Raw genomic sequence first — 20746 nt, forward strand, 5'->3', positions numbered from 1 at the left:
AAGGAGTTTTGAATTATGACAAACAATAAAATTTTAGACATTTATCATTCTAAAAATATTAAAAAGAGGAATTTTATTTTAAAAATAGTAGATTTATCTGATTTAAAGAGTTCTTTTGAATCTTCGTTGTTATTATTCCAAGAAGTTTATTGTAACACAAAAGATAGTAAATTTGTTTATGATGAATTTCTTAAATATAAACAACAATTTTTTCTTTTACAAGAAAAAATATTTAAATTAGGTTCCAAGAAATTTAATTTAAATAATAATGAAATAGAACAATTAATTAATTACATAGACACTTTTTAATCTAATCAAAATGCTTTGTTGGTTTGAAAAGATATTGAATTATCAACTTATTTTTTAGTCTTAAAAAACAATTTTAGAGACAAAAGTTGTCTAAAAAAGGAAACAGCGCACTTTTTTCAAGCTTTTCTATATGATTCTTTGTTCTTGTAAGATCATTTGTCAGGTAGTAATTTCCCCTCAACTAGCTTCTTTTCTCTGCTGTAACCTTCTATTCTTTCGTTTAGGGGGCCGAGAAAATAACTTGTACGCTATTATCCAACACCCCAGTTTATTAGGATGGAGTTAATTAGACCTTTTTTTTGGTGCCAGGATGGTGTTAATTAGGAGTCTTTTTCACCCATCGTGTTTTGAAAGATGTTAAAATTTTTTAACCTATTTATCAATTTTTAAATCAAAATTTTTTATTTATTCGATTATTTTGCAATCTTCTTCAAACTATGTTCCTTTGATTTCTTTACCTGTTTGAGGGTCGTAATTGATGATGCAATTGATGGTTTTGCCATCAGTTTTGTATTGGGTTTGTTTTATTCGTGTTCCTATTTGAGGTTCGTAATCTATGATGTAGCTAATGGTTTTGCCGTCGGAAGCGAAATAAGTTTTTTGAATTTCTTTACCTGTTTGGGGGTTGTAATTGATGATGCAATTGATGGTTTTGCTGTCGGGGATGTAGATAATTTTTTTGTTTTCTTTACTTGTTTGGGGGTCGAATTCGGAGATATACCAAACGGTTTTGCCGTCGGAGCGATATTCGGTTCTTTTGATTTGTTTTCCTGTTTGGGAGTCGAATTCAGAGATATATTTGATAGTTTGGTTATCGTCTTTTGTATTGTAATAAATACTTTTGATAACTTGATTGGTTTCGTTTTTAACTGATTTTTGTTGAAGTCGATTTGTTTTGGAGTCTAGTACATATTCCACATTTTCTTGTACTGGTAAATCTTTTGGATCTTGACTAATATTTAATTTAAAAGCTTCTTTTAAATCATCAATATTGATTTGATCTCTTATTTGTTGGTTAATTTTGTTACGATTTCTTGCAAAGATAGAAACTGTTGATTTTAATAAGTTTTCTAAAGTTCGATTAGCTTTTAAAAAGTCTTTTTCGCCTTTAAAATCGTCTAATTTTTTATTAATTGTTTCTAATAGATATTGTTTGGATTCTAGAGAAAATGGGTTTTGACGTTTTTGCATCATGAATTCTAGAAATTTTTTTCTTTCTTCGAAATTTCCTGTTTTAACTTCGATGTTGTAAGTAAATCGTGATTTAATAGCTTCATCAATTTTACTATAATGGTTTGTTGCACCGATAACAAAAATTGGATGTTTTAGTTTGTTTTTAGATGATGTCATTTCAGTTTTAAATTGGTTGACAACATTGGCGATTTCTGAACCATTTTCAATTGTTATTAAATCAGCAAAAATAGTTTCACATTCGTCTAAGAAGATGATGGCACCTTTACCGTTGTTTTCAGCTGCTTTTCTTGCTTCTTTAAATAGGTCTTGAACTAGTTCGATAGCTACGCCTTTGTATTTTTGACTGAAGGTAGAACTGGCTACTTCGAAAAATGGTAAACCCGTTTCTTTAGCTATACTTCTTGCTAAAGTTGTTTTACCTGTACCAGCTGTTCCGTACATTAAGATACCAAATGGACATTCAACATCACCAATACCTTTATAGTTAGAAGGGTTTCTTAAATAATCGATGAACCCTTCAGCGGCAACTATTTCAGATTTAAATCCGATTAATTTGTCGAATGATAAAAAATTAGTTGAGTCAGTAGGTGCAAAAGTTGTTTGTTTTTCGTCTGTTTTAGCAGAAACACCATCTAGTGTTTTTGAACGACCGCTATTTGATAACTCTGTTCGTAAATTGCTAATTTGTCGCTCTAATGAGAATAATTTATTTTCGTTTGTAATATTTCGATTCTCCAACGATGTTATTTTTTTTGTGTTATCATAAGTTACTTTTTTATTATCTTTAGTCATTGCGAAACAGACATAAGCAACACAAGATATTAAAATAAATAATAATGATAAAAAAATAGAAATCATTTTTTGAGTTGAAATAGTTTCTACTGATTGAACTTTTTTATTTGACATGTTTGGTCGTCCTTTTCTTTATTTTTGTTTTTTTCCTTTTTTAGGATCGTATTCGTAAATGCGATCAATGGTTTGACCGTCGGATTTGAAATAAGTTTTTTTGATTTGTTTGCCTTTTTTAGGATCAAAGTCGATAGTGAAATAGATAGTTTGACCATCAGATTTGAAATAAGTTTCTTTGATTTGTTTTCCTTTTTTAGGATCGAAGTCAACAACAAAGTCGATTTTTTTACCATCTTCTTGAAAAAATGTTATTTTTATTAATCGGTTTTCTCGATTATATTCCTCAATGTTACCGTCTTTATTTTTAATTATTTTATTTTTCATAATTTTTTATCCTTTTATTTTTTTCATATTTAATTATTTTTTTGATTAAAATATCCTGATAGTAAAAGGTTTTGTATCTTCTTGATTCTACTAATTCCTTCAACTATTAGTTTTATTGTTTTTGATTATCGCTCTCGCAACGGTAGTGCTTCATGCATTGGTTCATCTTTTACATTTGTAACTATGGTATTGTGAATTGTTGGTGTAATTTTTTCTTCAGATTTGAAATATTTTGGGAATAAAGTTATTCTGAACCAAAATACTAAAAAAATTGATAAAAATAAAAATAAAATACAAGAAATTATTTTTGTATTCATTTTTGGTAGTTCCTTTCTATTCGTTATATCGAATGTTATTTTCAATAATTTGAATCAATTCATAAGTTTCGGTTTTTTGATAATTTAAATAGTATCGATAATTGTTAAATCAATTCATGTTGAATCTCGGAGGCGACGGCAGAGTTTGCTTGAATAATAATTTATTTAATCAAAAAAATCGTTTAATATATTAACCATTTCATTTTTTTATTGAATATCAATGTATTTGTTAACTAACTACCTGACTAAAACCATTTTTGTAAACAATAGGAATTTTGATTATCTACGATTAAATATTATTTATGTAATTAAATATTTATTGATGGCAAAAATTAAATTAGATTTTCTTTTGATAATTTTATCTTTGGTCAAGTTAAAATTTATAATTTGTTCTATTTTATTCATTATATTTTTTCTTTTCTATTTTTGTTTTTTAAATTATTTGATGATTAGATTTAGAGCGTAAAAAGAAATAATTATCAAACCCTTAATAAAAAAGGGTTTGATGGCTTTTGAGATAAATTAGTTTTAATTAGATTAATATTTAATCAATTGATTAAATTGAATCATCTTTTGATTCTTCTTCGCTTGTTTTAGTTTCTTTAACTTCTTCTTTGTTTATAGCTGGTTCATCTTTTACATTTGTAACTATGGCATTGTGAATTGTTGGTGTAATTTTTTCTTCAGATTTGAAATATTTTGGGAATAAAGTTATTCTGAACCAAAATACTAAAAAAATTGATAAAAATACAAATAAAACTAAAATACAAGAAATTATTTTTTTTGCGTTCATTTTTGGCGGTTCCTTTCTATAGGATTTAGAAGTTTAAAGTCGTTCTATAAGACGAATTTTAAAATTAAACGACCAAACCATAAACACTTTGATTTTGCTATTATATTGATTGTTAAATTCTTTAACAAATTGAAATAATTCTTCCTTTTGATATGAAAATAAACCCAATAAAAATATTAATTCTTTTTTTTCGGCAATGTAATTTAGAATCAGATTTTAACATTCATTCAATACATAAAAAAATAATTCAAAAACTTGTTTAGATGTATTTTTTTATTAAACAACTATAAGCGTCTTTTGTTTTTAATAAATTCATACAAAGTTTTTTTCTTTTCTATATAGATTTAACAATTTAATGACTTATTTTAAGTCAAATTTCCTTTTACAGGATGATTGAAAAATGGTAGGTTAGAAACGGTTTAGTTTATAAATTCAATTTTATTAGAATCAAATATTTTGGATGCAAGTTTAACAATAACTTTGTTTTTGTTACGGATTTTAGTTTCAACATATGTTTTATAATTTGTTTGATAACACTGTTGATATCCTAAAATTCCGAATTGTTTTAACAGTTCGTCAGCGTCTTTACATGTCATATTATATGGATAAAGAATAGTTCTTATTTCGTTCGCAATGCCATGTTCTTTGAGTTGATTAACTAATTGTTGGCTTATTTTTTCACCTGTTTCATCGTTGTCTAGAGCTAATATTACTTTAATATCATTTTCTTTTAAAACTGATAGTTGTTTATAAGATAATAAAAGGTTAACATTTCCCATAGCGACAACATTTTTGATTCCAAAATTATAGGTTTGAAATAAATCAAAAAAACCTTCGTGAATTATCATTGTTTTTAATTGTTTAATTGATGTAAAATTTTCATAAAAACCATACAAATATTCGAATAGTTCAATATTCAATTTATTGGACAAAGCTTTGTATTTAGGTTGAATGAATTTGCTTTCTTGAAAATGGTTTTCATAAAAATAATAGGTTTCGGAATTTTCATTTAAAATAGGGATAATAATGGATTTATGAAAGGTATCATGAAAATATTTTTTTTGTTTTTTATTGATTTTTTCTTTAATAATGCCATATTGAGTTAATTCTTTTAAATCAAAATTGTTTTTTTTAAAACATTGAACTAGTTGAAAAGATAAAACATTATTAGAATTAACCGCGTATCCCAGTTTAAATTTTTGAATTGTTGATAATTTTAATTTTCTTGTTTCAGTTAAATATTCAATTCCTTTACAGTCTTTGTGTTTTAGTAATAAAATGTGATAATAATTAGTTATTCTTTCAAATAAAGAAACCATATCATTTTTAGATTTGGTTTTATTTAATAGTCTTTTGGTTTTAACAACGATTTTATAATGATTAGGTTGATAAAAATTAGGTTGTTGTTGCAAAAGATTTTGATATTCTTTAGTCTTTATAAAAGCTTGCATTCGTTTTAAAGTTTCGAAGAAGGTTGTTTTACGGATTTGCATGTAGATATCGATAACATTAAAGGTCTTTTGACATTCTGAAAAACATTGCACCGTTCTATCATCGTCCGATATTTTGGCTGTTGTGGGGTTACTACTTCGATGTAAAAAACAAGGAAAACGCTTGTTCAAAGGGAAATCATTAGGAAGGATACCAAGTTTTTTTAATAAAACTAACATAGAAAATTGGTTTTTAATTTCGTTTTTCATAATTCATCAACCAATTTAATTGGTAATTCAATGGTTCCAAGTTCTTTAAAAGTTTGAGTTTTCATATCGAATAAATAAAGGATGACTTGTTTACCACCGTTGCGATTTTTTTTAACATCAACTTCGATTAATTTTTTAGAAACATCTTTTAAAGCTCTAAATTCGTTATAGATATCGATATTATCGGGGTGATTAAATCGAATTCCTTTATAGGTTATTTCGTTATCACGACCACCTTGTTTTAACATGGGATTAAATTGGCTCAACAATATAACAACGTCAGAACATGTTTCGATGCCTGATGAACCTTTTAGAGAAGTTATATTGGTTGAATCAGTCATCTTTTGTTGATAGGCCTGTCTTGAAAATTGACTTAGAACAATAATAACAATTCCGAGTTTTATCGCCAAACCTTTTAAAGTGTTAACGATTTCGTCAATAGCCAGGCGGTCATTGTTAAATTCGTTAAAAGATTTGGTGATTTGAAGATGATCAACGATGACAACATCAATTTTGTCTTCTAGTTTTAAACGGTTTAATAATTGATTGATGTATTTGATATTACGAGTTGAATCATAAGAAAATGTTAAATTTATTTTGGAAATATTATCATAAGCTTTTTGGATTTTTTCTTCATATTGTTCTTTAGTTAGGTCTTCAAAATCTTTATCTAATAAAGTGTTAATTGGAACTTTTGAGATATGACTTAACATTCTTTCCATGTTTTCAGCCAAGGTCATTTCGAAAGAAAAAATAATAACATGAATTTTTTTATTGTTTTGTTCATAACTTGTTTTAGATAAATCATATGCCAAATTATAAACAAACGATGTTTTACCAAGACCAGTAAAACCAGCCAAAGTAATTAACTGACCTTTTTTAAAGCCTTTGATGGTTTGGTTTAAAGAATGAAAATTAAATGACAAAGGGTAATATTCTTCTTGGATTTTGGCTTTGGCTTTTTCATCAGACGAAAAAAGTTCTTTGTGAATATCTGACATTTCTTGCAAGGTATATAAACTTTTGTCTTCGGTGTTAGGCAATTGATAAACAAATTTTTTAAGTTTATTAAATGTTTCTTTATAATAAACTTCTTTATCATGCATAGTTTCGATATCAACCGACGGTTGTAATAATTTTTGAAGTTGAACAAATAAAGTTTCTTGATTGTAAGTGTGTTGTAACAAAGACAAGATATTATAATTGGTTTTAACTTCTTCTTTTAAAAAAGTCAATGTATCGTCAGTAAAATTATCTTTCGGAAAATTAGTTTGTAAATAAAACAATAATTCTTCAACGATTTCGAACTTTAATTTAACAAAATCAGTAATTATATTATCGTAAAACAGGTATTTTATTGATTTGAAAATTTTTCGGACTATATCTTTTTGGAAATGTTTTTCGTCTACAATATTGTAAATTAAATCCAATTTATAACGATTGTTTTCATAAATAAATTGGATTATTTGTTGTAAAGCTTGTTTTTCTTTGGTTAATTTCATCTTTGTGTGAACTTTCTATTCATTTTTAATTATTTCAAATAATTTATTAACTTGTTTTTTGGTTTCTTTAATCACTTTTCTTTAACCTTCTAAATTGTTTTTGTTTTTTTAAGAGTTTTTTATTTGTTTGTTCTAATTATTGTTATAAAATAAGACTATGTTTGTTTTTTTGAATTATTTTTGTTGTTCTATGATAGATAAAATTTGTCGGCTATTATCTTTTAATAATTCATTAATCTACAATAATTCATATTTTTTTTCAGTTAACAAATTTTTGAATAACATTAATAATACCTTTGTTATGTATTTTTTATAATAAAGGTAAGTTTAAATTTAGATAATAATTCAATAATTTTATTAAATCGTTTAAAGTTTGGATTTGGAATTTTTAATTTCTTTTTTTTAGATTTGTTAAATGTTTTGACAAAATCATAAAACAAAAAAATGATCTTTAGTAGACCATATTTTTGTTTTAAAACAAGGTTTTGTGATTTTGACCACAGCAAAACGATAAAATAAATATCATTTTTGGCAAAACTCAATAAAAACAAAAAAACAGTAATTTTACAATTAGAGACTTTATATCTAAACACTTTTTTAACTAAATTAATGGATTTACTTTAATTCAAAAAAGAATTATTAATTTTAAAATTGTATTTATAATTATTTGTTGTATCAGAGGTACTATAATGATTGAGTGTGTCTCGTATAAACAATTTATTTTTTTAATAAAAAAGAAACCAACCCATCGCTAAATTTATCATGGTTTATTTTTCTAATAACTAAATATAAATTTTCTTTTTTAATTTGCATTATTTTCACTGCCTTTCATTTTCCTCAATTCTTTGTTGTTTTAATTGATTTAAATTTTTATTATTAATTTGGTTTAATTGAAAATAAAAAACAATAAAAAATAAATCTTCGTATCTATATTGACAAATATTTTTTAAAATTTTAGTTGTTTTTGGGTTTTTGTATAATTGTTGAATCGGATCTAATAGTTTAAAATAGATATTTGGTAACTTTTCTTTCTTTTTGTTGTTAAAAAGATTATGAATTCTTACAAAAGCTTTAGGATAAATATTAACAAAATGTTTATTAAATGATTTATTTAAGATGTTTCTTTTAAGAAAATAAAAAATTACATAGTTAAAATAATTTCTTAAAAAAAACAATTTATTTTCTTTTGAGTTGTATTTAATAAATTCTTTTTCATCTTTAAATTGAATTAATACAACGGTCGCGAAATCAATATCGTTGATTTTAAATATTTCTTGTTTAGTTTTATGTTCATGTCTATCTAATAAAATTATTAAAGAAGATAAAGTTTGATTAACAGGTTGACATATAGTTTTAAAAAAAAATTTGATTGCTGGGGAAAAAACTTTGCCGTCTTGACCTTTAGGTAGTTCTTTAAATTTGTTTTCAGAATATTTAAAACACAATAAATTTATTAAGTTTCCAAATTTACCGTAAAAAATTGTTGCATTATATAATTCATTAATAAAAATTCCGTCGAAAGTAAAACAATTTGATTTGGCTGAAGGTTTAGAACTTTTAATTTGAATCAAATGATTACCAACGCTGCAATCATAAGACAAGTTTTTTTTGCCATAATCCATAATCGTTCTATTTAGATATTCTTTTTGCAACAACAAACAAATATATTTTTGAATTTGTTGTCCTTGAAAAACATAAGAATCGCAAAAAAAATTATTTTCTAATTGAATTATTTTTTTATTTAATATATTTATTCTTTGATCTGATATTTTTTTATCAAGAGAATCGTTGTTGATTGTTTGATTGAGATTTATTTCATTCAACAATAAATCTTTATTTTTTTGTATCAATTGAGATTTATATTGTTTGATAAATGAATTTAATAAAGAACAAATTTCATGAGTTTTATTTTCTAGCGAAATATAAATTTTTTGTTTTATTTTTTTATTACTTATTTTTCTGGTGATAATTTCTTTTGAAATTTTTTTACAATCTGATCTAAATTTGAGGTTTAATAAATTAATTATATCGAATAAAGTTTCTATTTTAGAATGTTTTATTTTTTCAACTATATCCAAAGGTAATAAAACAGTACTTCTTTTATGTTCATTGATAATAAATTTTATATTATCTTGAAGTGTGTCTTTTTGTTTTTGGTTGTTAAATAAAGAAACAAATTCTTCTTTAGTTTGAAATAACCAATACATTTTTCCTGGATAAAATAACAATAAAGAATAAAATTGAGGTTCTTTAATTTTATTAACATGCACTTTACAACCTTTAAAACTTTCAATATAAGTTGCTGTTTTATGTTCGATGGTAAAACCATTAATTTCAAAATCATGTTTTTGATTAGTTCCATCTATTTTGGGTTCTTTTTTGAAATTTTTAAATGACATTTTATTTAAAAAAAATGAAAAAAGTTCGTTTCCAAATTTGCCTTTATTAAAATTTTTAATTAATGACAAAAGGTATAAATCATGAGTTGTGTTTTGCATATTATGCATTTCCTTTTCTAAATGTGTTCTAAATAAAAAAAGACTTTGAAACATTTTATTTCAAAGTCTTTAAAAATTTAGAATAAAAAAGATTCTTAAAATCAAGAATCTAAGTTAAAATTAGGCTGTTTGAACTATTTTGTTAACAGTGAATTCGGAACCGCCAAATGAGTTTCCGTCTTGATCAGTTAATTGATAAACGGCTTTTAAAAAGACATTGTGTTGTGTTTTTAAATGTTGTTTCATTTGAACCACAAAATTAACTTTTTTAGTTGTTTTTATTTTCGGTTTATCGAAAAAAATTTTTTCTGAATTATTGTATAATTTACCGTCGACATTAATGTCATAACCGAAATAATCAGTTAATTCAAAGGAACTATCGGATTTTAATTCGGTTGTAATTTTTAAATATAAAGGGATATTAATATCTATGTTTTTTGGATCAACGTTAACATCGTAGTTAAACAATATTTTGTGCAAATATTTGTTTGTGTTAAAATTCGGCATATCACATGGAATTAATTTTTTACCTTCAGTAACAGAAATTGTTTTGACAGCTTCAAAATGTGGAATTGAAATTTCATAATCTATTTGATCCGATGAATCAGATATAAATAAATTAGATAAGGCATTAACTGCAGTTATTGCAAATACCGACGTAACTATAATTAAAAATAAGATTTGCAACCTTTTAACTGCTTTTTTAGATAAATTTTTGATATTCATAAATTGGATTTCCTTTATATATAGATTTAACAGTTTAATGACTTATTTTGGGTCAAATTTCCTTTTACAGGCTGATTGAAAAAACAAATGAAGGTTTTTAATTTGAATAAATATATTGATATTTTCTGTCTTTTTTTGTTATTCTATAACCTGTTGAGGCTTTTGTAATGAAAAAATTAATGTGTTTTAAATCTTCTTCTTTAAAAAAAAGAACGTTTTTAGATTTGTTATAATTTGTTTTGGTAGGTTTTCTGTGTCTATCTAAATCTTTTTCAATTTCATTTAATTTTAATTCGGATAATTTATCAACCTCGATTTTACTTAATATTTCTTTTATTTCATTCTTTTTTGGATCTCTAAAAACAACTTTAAATTGGTTACCCTCAACGAATAATGTTTTCGGTTTTTTAATTTTTTTAGAATCAACATTTAAGATTAATTCTTTTTTAAATTGATTAACTTCATCGTAAATGGATTCGTCAACATAAAAGGTATGTATGCGAAAGATATAATTAGAAGCGATTTGTTGTTTTTGATGTTTCAAAATCAATAAATCGTTTAACATTATTTCTTTAAAATTATTTAACAAATTTTTAGCAAATTGTAATTCATTTTCACGTATAAATTGGGTTTTATTTTTTTTTAGTGAAATTTTTTTATTAGATGTTTGTTGACGAAAAGTTTTATTTTTTTGATAAGCTATTTTGATATTTTCTAAATTAACGGCAGTTTTGTTTCCTTTGTCATCGAACGAAAAAGCCAATTCTTTGCCTTGTGCATCTACATAAAGTCTTTGAATTTTATTATTAAATGTGTGTTCATAAAGCAACGTCAAAATATTGTTTGTTCTATGTGTTTTAGAAAGTTTGTTTCTAATTTGTTGGTTTATCATCTGTGCACTTCTTTCTTTAAAGTGTATAACTTAGTTTTAAAGTTAAAATAATTTTTTTGATTTTAATCTTCTTAATTTTTGAAAAATTATCTTTCTTTTGTTTTTTTGTATTTCTTTTCGTTTTCTAAAACGGTTACGTCTTCGAAAATTGCGCACATCAGAAAAAAAATCGTGAATGTCTTTAAATTGAAAATCTTTATTAAATTCTTTATTTATTTTTTTTATTACAAATTCTTTTTCTTCAATATTACTTAATAATTTCGGTTTTTTCATAATATTTATCTTTTCAATCCTTTTTATTAATCTTTTTTTTAACCTTTTGTTTTTTTAAAATTAATTTTTTTGAATTTTCCATTTAAAAAGGTTATTTTTAGAATGATTTTAACTTTGTTATTCGAAAAATAAAGGTAATAAATATTACACCATTGTTTAAAACTTTTTTAGGAATTAATATCAAAAAGGTAATGATGGATTTGGATTATTATTTATAACATTTTCTTTTTTAAAATCTAAAAAAACAATGTTTTCAACAATAATTTGAATTTGTTCTTCTTTATTACCGTTTTTATCTTCAAATTTATTAATCGAAAGGCGACCTTCAACACTTATCAACGACCCTTTAAAAAGGTATTGTTTCATTAATTCAGCTTGTTTATAGAAAGAAACCATAGGAATAAAATCAGTTTTATTTTTATTTTTAGTTCCTACAGCTAAAGTAAAATTTAATAAAGAGGTTTTTTCACCTTTGTTAGAATTAAAAGTTTTTAATTCTAAATCGTGACATATCCTACCGATAAAAAATGTTTTGTTCAACATGTTATACTTCCTTTTATTTATTTTTCATTAAAATACTAAAATTTTATGAATTTTAAAATTATTTTTTAATTCGGAATTTTTTATTTCATTCATTTTCAGGATTTTAATTAATAATGATAGTTTAATGACGTATCATAAGGTCATAATTATTATCAAATTTAATAATAAAAAAGATTTTAAGAAAATACTTCTATTTTTAGAGTTTTTTAATAACTTTTACTTTTTTAAACCATTCAAAAGGTTTTTTGAATTGAATCGATTATGTAGTTGATGATGGCCGCAATTTCATAATCCTCTCGGACATGAATTATTTTAATTAAATTGTGTTGTCCTTGATTTATATTCTTTGAGATTGCTGTGTTTGATTTTAATTGTTTTATTTTTTATAATTTTTTATCCTTTATTTTTTATTTTTATAAATTAAAAAAGTTAATTTAAAAAAATAAAAATTTTAAGATTTTATACTTAAAATTTTTAATAAGTTACATTTTAAAATGGATATATAAAATATCTTTTATGTTATAATATGATTTGTTTAAAATGCCATAATCATCTAGTTTTTCGTATATAATCAAATAACCGATATCTTTTTTTGTTTTTGTTTTTTGATAAAATCGATAACAAATTAAGATTATTTTTTATTCATAATTTAGTACTTTCTTTTATATATTTTTATTTTTTTAATTGTTCTTTTAAAGATTTTAAAACTTTAAATTGAACAATTCTTTTTTCGATAACTTGGATAATGCCTTTTGTTTTAGGATAAACCACTTGAAATGATTTTGTACTCTAACTACAAAATTTCCTATTTCAGAAAATATTTTAACTGATAAATTTTGATAAATAATAACATCTAAAATAACTTTTTCTAATAATTCTAAAATTTAGTTAACAAACATTTTGTTGAAGATTAGATAAAGATAATTCGGAGATTTGTTTAATTAAATCATGTTTATTCAACATATTTACTCTTTTCATTATTTTTGGTTTAAATAAAAAAATTTCTTTGTAAGAATCTTGAGAACGAAAATCACTTAGAATATGAAAATATATTTAAATTATTTGGAATTTATTAATTCACATGGCTTTTCATTTAACCTTTTTACATCTTGTTAAGGATGCGAAATTAAATTTGAACTTTATAAAACTTTCTTAATTTTTGTTTTGAATTTTCGATAAAATTGTAAACTAATTTTTTTTTAATTTTAAATTTTTTTGAAACCTCTTCGATTGAAAGTTCGATACCATTTTTTAAACCATAAATTAAATTCATAATTTTTTTTTCTGTTTGAGTTAAATTCTTTTCAATTCTTACCATTAAAATTTCTTTTCGAAGATTTTTCATATAAACCTGATGAGGATTTAATTGTTTTGAAAAAGATGCATTTTTAAAATACTCTTTGTCTTCCTCAAAAGTTAGATTTTGATGTTTTTTAACACTTTTATCTCGGTATTCGTTTTGAGAAATAGAAGGTACATATGATTTTCTTATAACTTCTCTTAATGAACTTTTAATATTATTGAATGCATAAGAATCAAAATTAATAGAAAAATCATTATATTTTTCTAAAGAATAAATGAAACTCATTGAACCTTCTTGAAATAAATCATCATGTGTTAATGTTTGAGGATGAAATCTAAAACTTTTATAAACAAACTCACGAATCCAAGGTGAATAAAAATCATAAAGTTGATCTCTTATTTTAATAATTTCATCCCGATATAGATCTTGATATTCTTTTTTCAAATCAAAATATTTTGTTAAAAAGTAATCTTTTTTTTCTTTTGTTATTTCTATAAATTCTTTTTTTGTTTCCATAAAATCCTTCTTTTTTCTATAATTAATTTTCATAAAAAAAGAATCTCAAAAAATGAGATTATTCTTTATCTTTTATTAAACTTAATTGTATTAAATGAAGGATTCAGTTCAAGTTGAACTGTTAGTTAAAAAAATAAATCCTCATTTTAAAGAGGATTTATTGATAAATTTTATTTTTTGAAAATTATTTTTTCAAAACTATTTTTATGATTTAAAAAAATTTCAAAATAACTTCTTATAAGATCTCAAAAATAAGCAAGATTTTTTTAATTATGTTAGGAATTTTCTCTCCAAACATCAATTAAGAATTTGATCACCACAATATTTTTATTTTTTTCGATTTTACAAATATTTAATCTTTAATAAATATCTAAAAATCAATAATATTTTATTATTTTATAAATATTTAATGATTTTTTATAAAATAAAAATGAAATATTTTTTAAAATTTTGTAAAAATATAAATATAATTATTTTTTTGTATATCGTATATAATAAATACTATTATAAATATACTTTATTACTACAATTTTTGAAAATTTTTTTTATTTGTTTTTCTTGTTTTCTTTTTTAAAAAACTTTCGTCTTAATTATAAAATTAATTTTTTAAATCTCTTAAAAAACCTTTTATAAATTTAAAAAAATTCTTTTCATGTTACTATTAAAATAATTAATAAACAATTTGAATTTCTAAAAAAATAATTTTTTTAGAACAAATTAAGACTTTATATCGATTCCGTTTTCAAAAACACTTCAAAGAATAAAAAGTATACAAAATTTTTGAAAATTAATTAAAAATATAGAAATACAAATCCTATAACAAAAAGCATTTATATTTATCAGTATTAAAAAATTCTAAAAGTAAAATTTTAGAATCTTTTTTTATTTTAAAATCAAAAAAATAAATTATAAATGAAAAATAAATATGAATTTTCCTCAAAAGAAAACAAATAAATCATGAATAACTAGTAATTTACTGTTTTTAACTATTATATTTGTTTTTTATGTAATATATTTAATTTTTTCAATTAATATAATTTGCAAAAACTTAAAATCTTTATCATCTAAAAATTTCTTATTCTTTAATCTGTTTCGTCTTAATAATTAAAACTTATATTTTTATATCAAAAAACGATTTTTTTATGTTATAATTTAATAAGTTGTTTATTATCAACACTAGAAAATTGTGATTATGATCTTTTTTTAATATAATTTAAAATTTATAATTATATTAAAAAAACTAACATTTTATACAAAACAATTAAATATTTATATCTTGAAAATATAATTTCTGAATTCGTGAATTATATATATTTTTCGATTTTATAACTTTTTTAATTATTTATCATAATTCATAATAAAATTTTATTACTTCAATTAATCTAATAAATTTATTACGTCAATAATAAAAAATAAGTACGGAATATAAACAATATGAATAATAAAAAAAATACTTTTATCTTTATTTTATTTATATTTTTCTTAACAATCATGTTATTATTAGGAATTTATGATTATTACAATCCAATTAAAAATATTTTTATAAAAAAAACTCAAATTTGTATCGGAATTTTATTATCTATATTTACATTTTATTTTTTCCTTTTACCTGAAAAGTTTATTATAGGCGGTTTAGAAAGTAATTTGATTTGTTTAGACAAAATATTTTTTTATGACAAAAAAAAACAAAAACAAAAATATTTTTTAAGTGCAAATAATACCATCATTATTATAAGAATATCTATTTTATTATTAACTTGCTGTTTATTAACTATATATACAAATGCACAACAAATCTTATTATCTTCAATATTATTTAGTTTTCTTTTTACTTTTGTTATAAAAATATTAAATTATATAAAAATAAAACCTAATACTATGATTAGACAATTTCCTAATTTCATAAAAAAAAATATTTTTTATAGATTATTTTTATCTTCTTTAATAACTGGTTTATCTACTGGAATAAGCACTAGTGCTATTTTAAATTATGGTGCAGCTACTGGCGGAACTGACGTTATTTTCACATTTGTAGAAAAGGCATCAAAAATAAATAAAAAATATATGTTAATAACAATAGATAGTGTTGCTGTTGCCTTATCTTTTTTAATAGATTTAATCAGAAAAAAAAACAAAAGACAAAACGTTATTATAAAATATATTTTTTCTATATTCACTTTCGTAATATGTTCTGTAATATTTGGAACACTTGTAAAAAAACAAAATAAATAAATTTGTCATAAAATATTAAAATTGTCAATAATTAAAAGAGAATTAATAAAAATGATTTCTTCCAAAGGAAATATAAAATTTAAAAAATTAAAAAAACTTTCTTTAAAAAAATATCGCGATTTGTATGCAGAATTTTTAATTTTCGGGGAACATTTAGTACAAGAAGCTCTTAAAAAAAAAGTTATTATAGAAATATATACAATTTATCCATCTCAACAAGGTATTTTAATTTCTCATCATTTAATGAAAGAATTGAATAAAAATAAGACGCTTTATCAAATATGCGCGCTTTGCCGAATAAAACCTCAAACTTTACAAAGTGATAAAATTTTGGTTTTAGATGATATCCAAGACCCAAGCAATGTAGGAATTTTATTAAGAAGCGCTTGTGCTTTTGATTTTAAACATGTTTTTAGTAGTTCTAGATCAGTAGATTTTTATAATGAAAAAACTATAAGAACAAGCCAAGGCGCCATATTTCATTTATCTTTAGAAAGAGGTAATTTAATAGAATTTTTATCATCAGCTAAAAAAAATAATTACACTATTTTTAGTTCTTCTGTCAATAAAAAAAACATAAACTTAAATAATGTTTCTTATCTTAACAAAAATAAGAAAAAAATTTTAATCTTAGGCAATGAAGGCGCAGGAGTTTCTTCTTTAGTAGAAGACAATTCTGATTATTCTCTTTATATTGACATCAATAATATTGAAAGTCTAAATGTTGGAGTTGCAGGTAGTATTTTAATGCATCTGTTGAAATAATATTTAATCATATATAAAGATTATTTTATTTTATCTAAATATATTTTAGAGAAGTAAAAAAATAAATAAAAAATTTCTTTTTTCTTTATTTTTTTCTTTATATAAATATTTTTTTATATAAATTCAAAAATATTTATATAAAGAAAAAAAATTTATAAAATATCATTTTTTATTTTGTATTTATTATAAAAATAAATAACTATACTACCAGTAACTATTACTAAAATCACAATAATAATCCATAATACAACATGTAATCTATTTACAGATGATTTAACAATTTTATTATCCGAAATATTTCTAACAATATCTAATTTTAATCTTACCACACCAGCAAGATTTAATTTTTCTTGTGTCTGTTGTGAAATAATAACACAAACTTCTTTTTTATTATCTTTATTATCATCAGTTATTGAAAAATCATCAACAGTTAAATTTTTTAATAATAAAGGATTTATTTTTTTAATTTCTTCTAAAATTTTTTCTTTATTATTTTGATCTACTATTGAGATTTGGATAATTCTTTTATCTTCTGGTATAATTGTTTCAATATTTTTAACTTTTGGCAAATTTAAGTCTGTATTTTCATTAATATTCATACTTAAAACAACTTGTTCCGATAATTTCAATTTTTCTTTTTTATTTTCAGGAATACGAACAATAATTTTATTATCATTTTCTATAATTAAATATTCACGTGATAAATCTTTTAATAACGAAGGATTTATTTTTTTAATTTCTTCTAAAATTTTGTCTCTATTATTTTTATCTGCTATCGATATTTCAACAATTCTTTTGTCTTCTGGTATAACTGTTTCAATATTTTTAATATGATTTGAATTTGTATCAGCTATTAAAATTGTTTGAAAAGAATTAAAAAAAACAAATATAAAAATTAAAACAAAAACTTTGAGATTTATTTTATTTATCATTATTCTTTTTATTTTTAATATTATTTTCTGATAATATTAAAAACCCTTCCACCTTATTTAAAAAATTTTCAAATTTTTAAAATATATTTTAATTATTATGTAAAACAATAAATAAATTTATTTTAGAAATAAGTTATAATTTTTAAATATTTTGAAACAAAAAGAAATTATTATTATTTTAATAAATCAAACATTTTTTGTTTGTAAATTTCTACTCCTGGTTGAGTAAAAGGATTAATTTCTATTAAATAACCAGACATAGCGCAAGCTTTTTGAAAAAAATAAATAAGATAACCTAAATGATATTCATCTAAATGAGAAATAGTAATTTCTATATTAGGAACGCCTCCTTCTATATGAGCTTGTTTTGTAGCTATTAATATTGTTTGATTTATATCAGAAAAAGATCTACCTGCTAAATAATTTAATTGATCTAAATCTTTATTGATAATAGGAACGTGACAATCATCTTTCATGATACTAATATTTAAAACTGTTTCAAACATTATTCTAGAACCTTCTTGAATAAATTGCCCTAATGAATGTAAATCTGTAGAATTATTTATCGAAGATACAAAAAGACCTTTTTCTTCTTTTCCTTCAGATTCACCAAATAATTGTTTCCACCATTCAGCAAAAGCTAATAAATGAGGTTCATAACTAACAAACAATTCTATTTTTTTATTTAATTTAGTATACATTAAATATCTAGCTAATGCATATTGATACATCAAATTATTATCTAAATTATCAGTTAAAGAATCTTGATAAGCTTGCTTAGCTCCTTCTAACATAGCTTCAACATCTAAATTAGCAAAAACAAAAGGTAAAAATCCAACATTAGTTAAAACACTAAAACGGCCACCAATAGAATTCGGAATAACAAATGTTTCATAACCTTCTTTTTTAGCAATATCCAATAAAATACCTTTATCAGCATCAGTAGTAGCGAAAATAAATTTTTTAGCTTCTGTTAAACCATATTTATTTTCAATTTCTTTTTTTAAAATCCTAAAAGTTAAAGAAGGTTCTAAAGTAGTTCCTGATTTTGAAATTACATTAATAGCCCATTTTTTATCTTTTAAATAATGAATTAAATTATATAAATAACTACCTGAAACTTGATGTCCCGCAAAAATAATTTCAGGTTTAGTTTTATTAAAAGGTTTTTGACAGAATTCTATACCCGCTTTAGCTCCTACATAAGATCCTCCAATACCTATAACTACTAAAACTTCTAAATCTGGATTTAATTTTTTTAATTTTTTAATTTTTTGTATATCTAAAATAACATTCTTATCTAAAGGTAAATTTAACCAACCTAAATATTTTTGTTGTAATTCTTCATCTTTATGTAATATATTATGTATTTCAGTAACTTTTGATTTTATAATTAAACTTTCTTGTTTCCAATTTAAAAAAGTTTTTACACCTTCTATATCTAATTTGAGAACCACTTATTAAACTCCCTTTAAATTTTGATTTAATTCTATTTTTTTGTGTTCTTTAATAAAACGAATAAAGAAAATAATAATAACTATCAAAACAATTATATTACTCAAACTTGTACTAATACCAAATTGAAAATAACGATTTATTCCAAGTAATTCACCAACATAAAAATGGCAAATCCATAAACAAAACATTCTTGTTGCAATTCTTAAAATATTTAACCATAAAAAAATATTAGCATTTTTTTTGTAAGCCATAATATAAATCATTATCATAGAAGCCCAAATAGAAGTAAATAAAGACATTTGTTCGAAAAATAAAACTATTTTAAAACCTTTAAATTCTTCATCATTCAATTTGGCTTCTTTTGTCAAACAACTTAAAAAAAATTTACCACAAAAAATATTGGACAAAACTCCAATAATACCAATGATTAAAGTAATAAAAAAAACATTTTTAAAAATTTTCAAAGTATTTGTGTTTTTATCGATTTTGGCTCTTTGAGATACCATTACCAATTCAGCATCTTCAAAAGATTGAGAAATAGAATAAAAAATCCCGTTCACAACTGTTACAAACCCTGTTATAGCTAATAATTCTTTACCATAATAGTTTGTAACCATATCATTAATAAATTTTTTTCCAATTTCATAAGTTGCTTTTCCTATTACTAAAATAAACGATAATTTTAAAATAGTTTTAACAATTTTTTTAGAAAAAATCAATTTATGAAATTGAATTTGAAAATCATTTTTAGGATGAAACATAAAATAAAAAGCAAAAAGAGAAATAGCAAAATTAGAAAAAAAATCAGCCCAAGCTAAATGAACAATCGTAATATCTTCAGATTTAGAATCTTGAACATATTTAATTAAAAAAGAAAAAATAATTCTTAAAGTTATATTCAAAATATTTAAAAATAAAACAAAACTATTTTTATTTTTAGACCTTTCTAAACCAATAAAAATAGAATTAATAGTAATAAAGACAAAAGTTAATAAAGAAATAATATAATATTTCCAACCACCATCTGAATGAAACTTGCTGTTTAAAAAAACATTACCTAAAGGAGCAGGCATTAAAGAGCCAAAATAAAAAATAAAAAAAATAATTAAAGAACTCAAAACCGCAATAACAAAAACTAAAGTTGCATATTGTTTAGATTTTTCATTATTTTTTTGTTTATATTCTCTAGCTACTAAAACAATACCAGCGCCGCCTAAAGATATTGCAATACTTTGAAGTATTTTTTTTATTTGTTTCATGTAAGTGACAGCAGCTTCTATATTTGTATTTGTAGATGCTGATTTTTTCATTATAAAAAAATCTATAGCAGAACCCAAATGTTGAAATAACAAATACAAAGCAATAGGAAAAGCTAAAATAATCAAATTTATCCAAATAGGAAATTCTTTATTTGATTGCGGTTCAAATATATTTTTTTTCTGAGTAGCAGAAGAGTTTATTAGCATAAAAAAATGAATAACCTTTCCATCAATTTGTTTATATCACAATAATAAAATAGCAACTTCGAAATATAAAACAATTTTTTTTAAAAATTAATCC

18 protein-coding genes are annotated in these 20746 nt (G+C 22.4%); 3 read left to right on the top strand and 15 right to left on the bottom strand.

Annotation, left to right across the window (positions count from 1 at the left end):
- Positions 1 to 15: 15 nt before the first annotated feature.
- The gene (locus Q2306_RS02330) at positions 16 to 309 is read left to right on the top strand and encodes a hypothetical protein (protein WP_323847690.1); all 294 of its coding nucleotides are present in this window, start codon (positions 16 to 18) and stop codon (positions 307 to 309) included.
- A 435-nt stretch (positions 310 to 744) separates the two neighbouring features.
- On the opposite strand, the gene Q2306_RS02335 is transcribed toward Q2306_RS02330, so the two are convergent.
- From Q2306_RS02335 to Q2306_RS02390, 12 genes are all read right to left on the bottom strand, one after another.
- Positions 745 to 2409: a DUF2963 domain-containing protein gene (locus Q2306_RS02335; protein ID WP_323847691.1), complete on the bottom strand. Its 1665-nt coding sequence runs from the start codon at positions 2407 to 2409 to the stop codon at positions 745 to 747.
- A gap of 18 nt (positions 2410 to 2427) precedes the next feature.
- A complete protein-coding gene (locus tag Q2306_RS02340) occupies positions 2428 to 2736 on the bottom strand; it encodes a DUF2963 domain-containing protein (RefSeq protein ID WP_323847692.1) in 309 nt (102 codons plus the stop codon).
- A gap of 125 nt (positions 2737 to 2861) precedes the next feature.
- Complete coding sequence (locus tag Q2306_RS02345; RefSeq protein ID WP_323847693.1) at positions 2862 to 3053, bottom strand: hypothetical protein; 192 nt, start codon at positions 3051 to 3053, stop codon at positions 2862 to 2864.
- 556 nt (positions 3054 to 3609) lie between these two features.
- On the bottom strand, positions 3610 to 3846 hold the full coding sequence (locus Q2306_RS02350) for a hypothetical protein (protein WP_323847694.1): 237 nt from the start codon (positions 3844 to 3846) through the stop codon (positions 3610 to 3612).
- Positions 3847 to 4265: 419 nt separating this feature from the next.
- The gene (locus tag Q2306_RS02355) at positions 4266 to 5546 is read right to left on the bottom strand and encodes a toprim domain-containing protein (RefSeq protein WP_323847695.1); all 1281 of its coding nucleotides are present in this window, start codon (positions 5544 to 5546) and stop codon (positions 4266 to 4268) included.
- Positions 5543 to 7048 (bottom strand): DnaB-like helicase C-terminal domain-containing protein, encoded by a 1506-nt coding sequence (locus Q2306_RS02360; protein WP_323847696.1) that lies wholly within the window; start codon positions 7046 to 7048, stop codon positions 5543 to 5545. Before Q2306_RS02360 ends, Q2306_RS02355 begins: the two co-directional genes overlap by 4 nt.
- 818 nt (positions 7049 to 7866) lie before the next feature.
- Positions 7867 to 9546 carry a hypothetical protein gene (locus Q2306_RS02365; RefSeq protein WP_323847697.1) on the bottom strand — a complete coding sequence of 560 codons (1680 nt, stop codon included), beginning with the start codon at positions 9544 to 9546 and terminating at the stop codon, positions 7867 to 7869.
- Between the two features lie 120 nt (positions 9547 to 9666).
- On the bottom strand, positions 9667 to 10272 hold the full coding sequence (locus Q2306_RS02370; protein WP_323847698.1) for a hypothetical protein: 606 nt from the start codon (positions 10270 to 10272) through the stop codon (positions 9667 to 9669).
- Positions 10273 to 10369: 97 nt separating this feature from the next.
- A complete protein-coding gene (locus Q2306_RS02375) occupies positions 10370 to 11164 on the bottom strand; it encodes a hypothetical protein (RefSeq protein ID WP_323847699.1) in 795 nt (264 codons plus the stop codon).
- 42 nt (positions 11165 to 11206) lie between these two features.
- Entirely contained in the window at positions 11207 to 11437 is a 231-nt protein-coding gene (locus Q2306_RS02380; protein ID WP_323847700.1) for a hypothetical protein, read from the bottom strand.
- A gap of 180 nt (positions 11438 to 11617) precedes the next feature.
- Positions 11618 to 11980, bottom strand: coding sequence for a single-stranded DNA-binding protein (locus Q2306_RS02385; protein ID WP_323847701.1), 363 nt, complete (start codon positions 11978 to 11980; stop codon positions 11618 to 11620).
- Positions 11981 to 13106: 1126 nt separating this feature from the next.
- Positions 13107 to 13799, bottom strand: coding sequence for a sigma-70 family RNA polymerase sigma factor (locus tag Q2306_RS02390; protein WP_323847702.1), 693 nt, complete (start codon positions 13797 to 13799; stop codon positions 13107 to 13109).
- Between the two features lie 1434 nt (positions 13800 to 15233).
- Between Q2306_RS02390 and Q2306_RS02395 the strand changes: the two genes are divergently transcribed.
- Positions 15234 to 16031: a YitT family protein gene (locus tag Q2306_RS02395; RefSeq protein WP_323847703.1), complete on the top strand. Its 798-nt coding sequence runs from the start codon at positions 15234 to 15236 to the stop codon at positions 16029 to 16031.
- 51 nt (positions 16032 to 16082) lie between these two features.
- Entirely contained in the window at positions 16083 to 16796 is a 714-nt protein-coding gene (locus Q2306_RS02400) for an RNA methyltransferase (protein WP_323847704.1), read from the top strand.
- Positions 16797 to 16948: 152 nt separating this feature from the next.
- Here the strand turns inward: Q2306_RS02400 and Q2306_RS02405 are convergent, their stop codons facing one another.
- The 3 genes from Q2306_RS02405 to Q2306_RS02415 all read right to left on the bottom strand — a co-directional run bounded on the left by Q2306_RS02405 (position 16949) and on the right by Q2306_RS02415 (position 20652).
- Entirely contained in the window at positions 16949 to 17728 is a 780-nt protein-coding gene (locus Q2306_RS02405; protein WP_323847705.1) for a hypothetical protein, read from the bottom strand.
- A 173-nt stretch (positions 17729 to 17901) separates the two neighbouring features.
- A complete protein-coding gene (locus tag Q2306_RS02410; RefSeq protein WP_323847706.1) occupies positions 17902 to 19185 on the bottom strand; it encodes a glucose-6-phosphate isomerase in 1284 nt (427 codons plus the stop codon).
- 3 nt (positions 19186 to 19188) lie between these two features.
- Positions 19189 to 20652: an MATE family efflux transporter gene (locus Q2306_RS02415; protein WP_323847707.1), complete on the bottom strand. Its 1464-nt coding sequence runs from the start codon at positions 20650 to 20652 to the stop codon at positions 19189 to 19191.
- Between the last annotated feature and the right edge of the window lie 94 nt (positions 20653 to 20746).

The organism is Phytoplasma sp. (genome assembly GCF_035187685.1).
GTDB lineage: Bacteria > Bacillota_I > Bacilli_A > Acholeplasmatales > Acholeplasmataceae > Phytoplasma.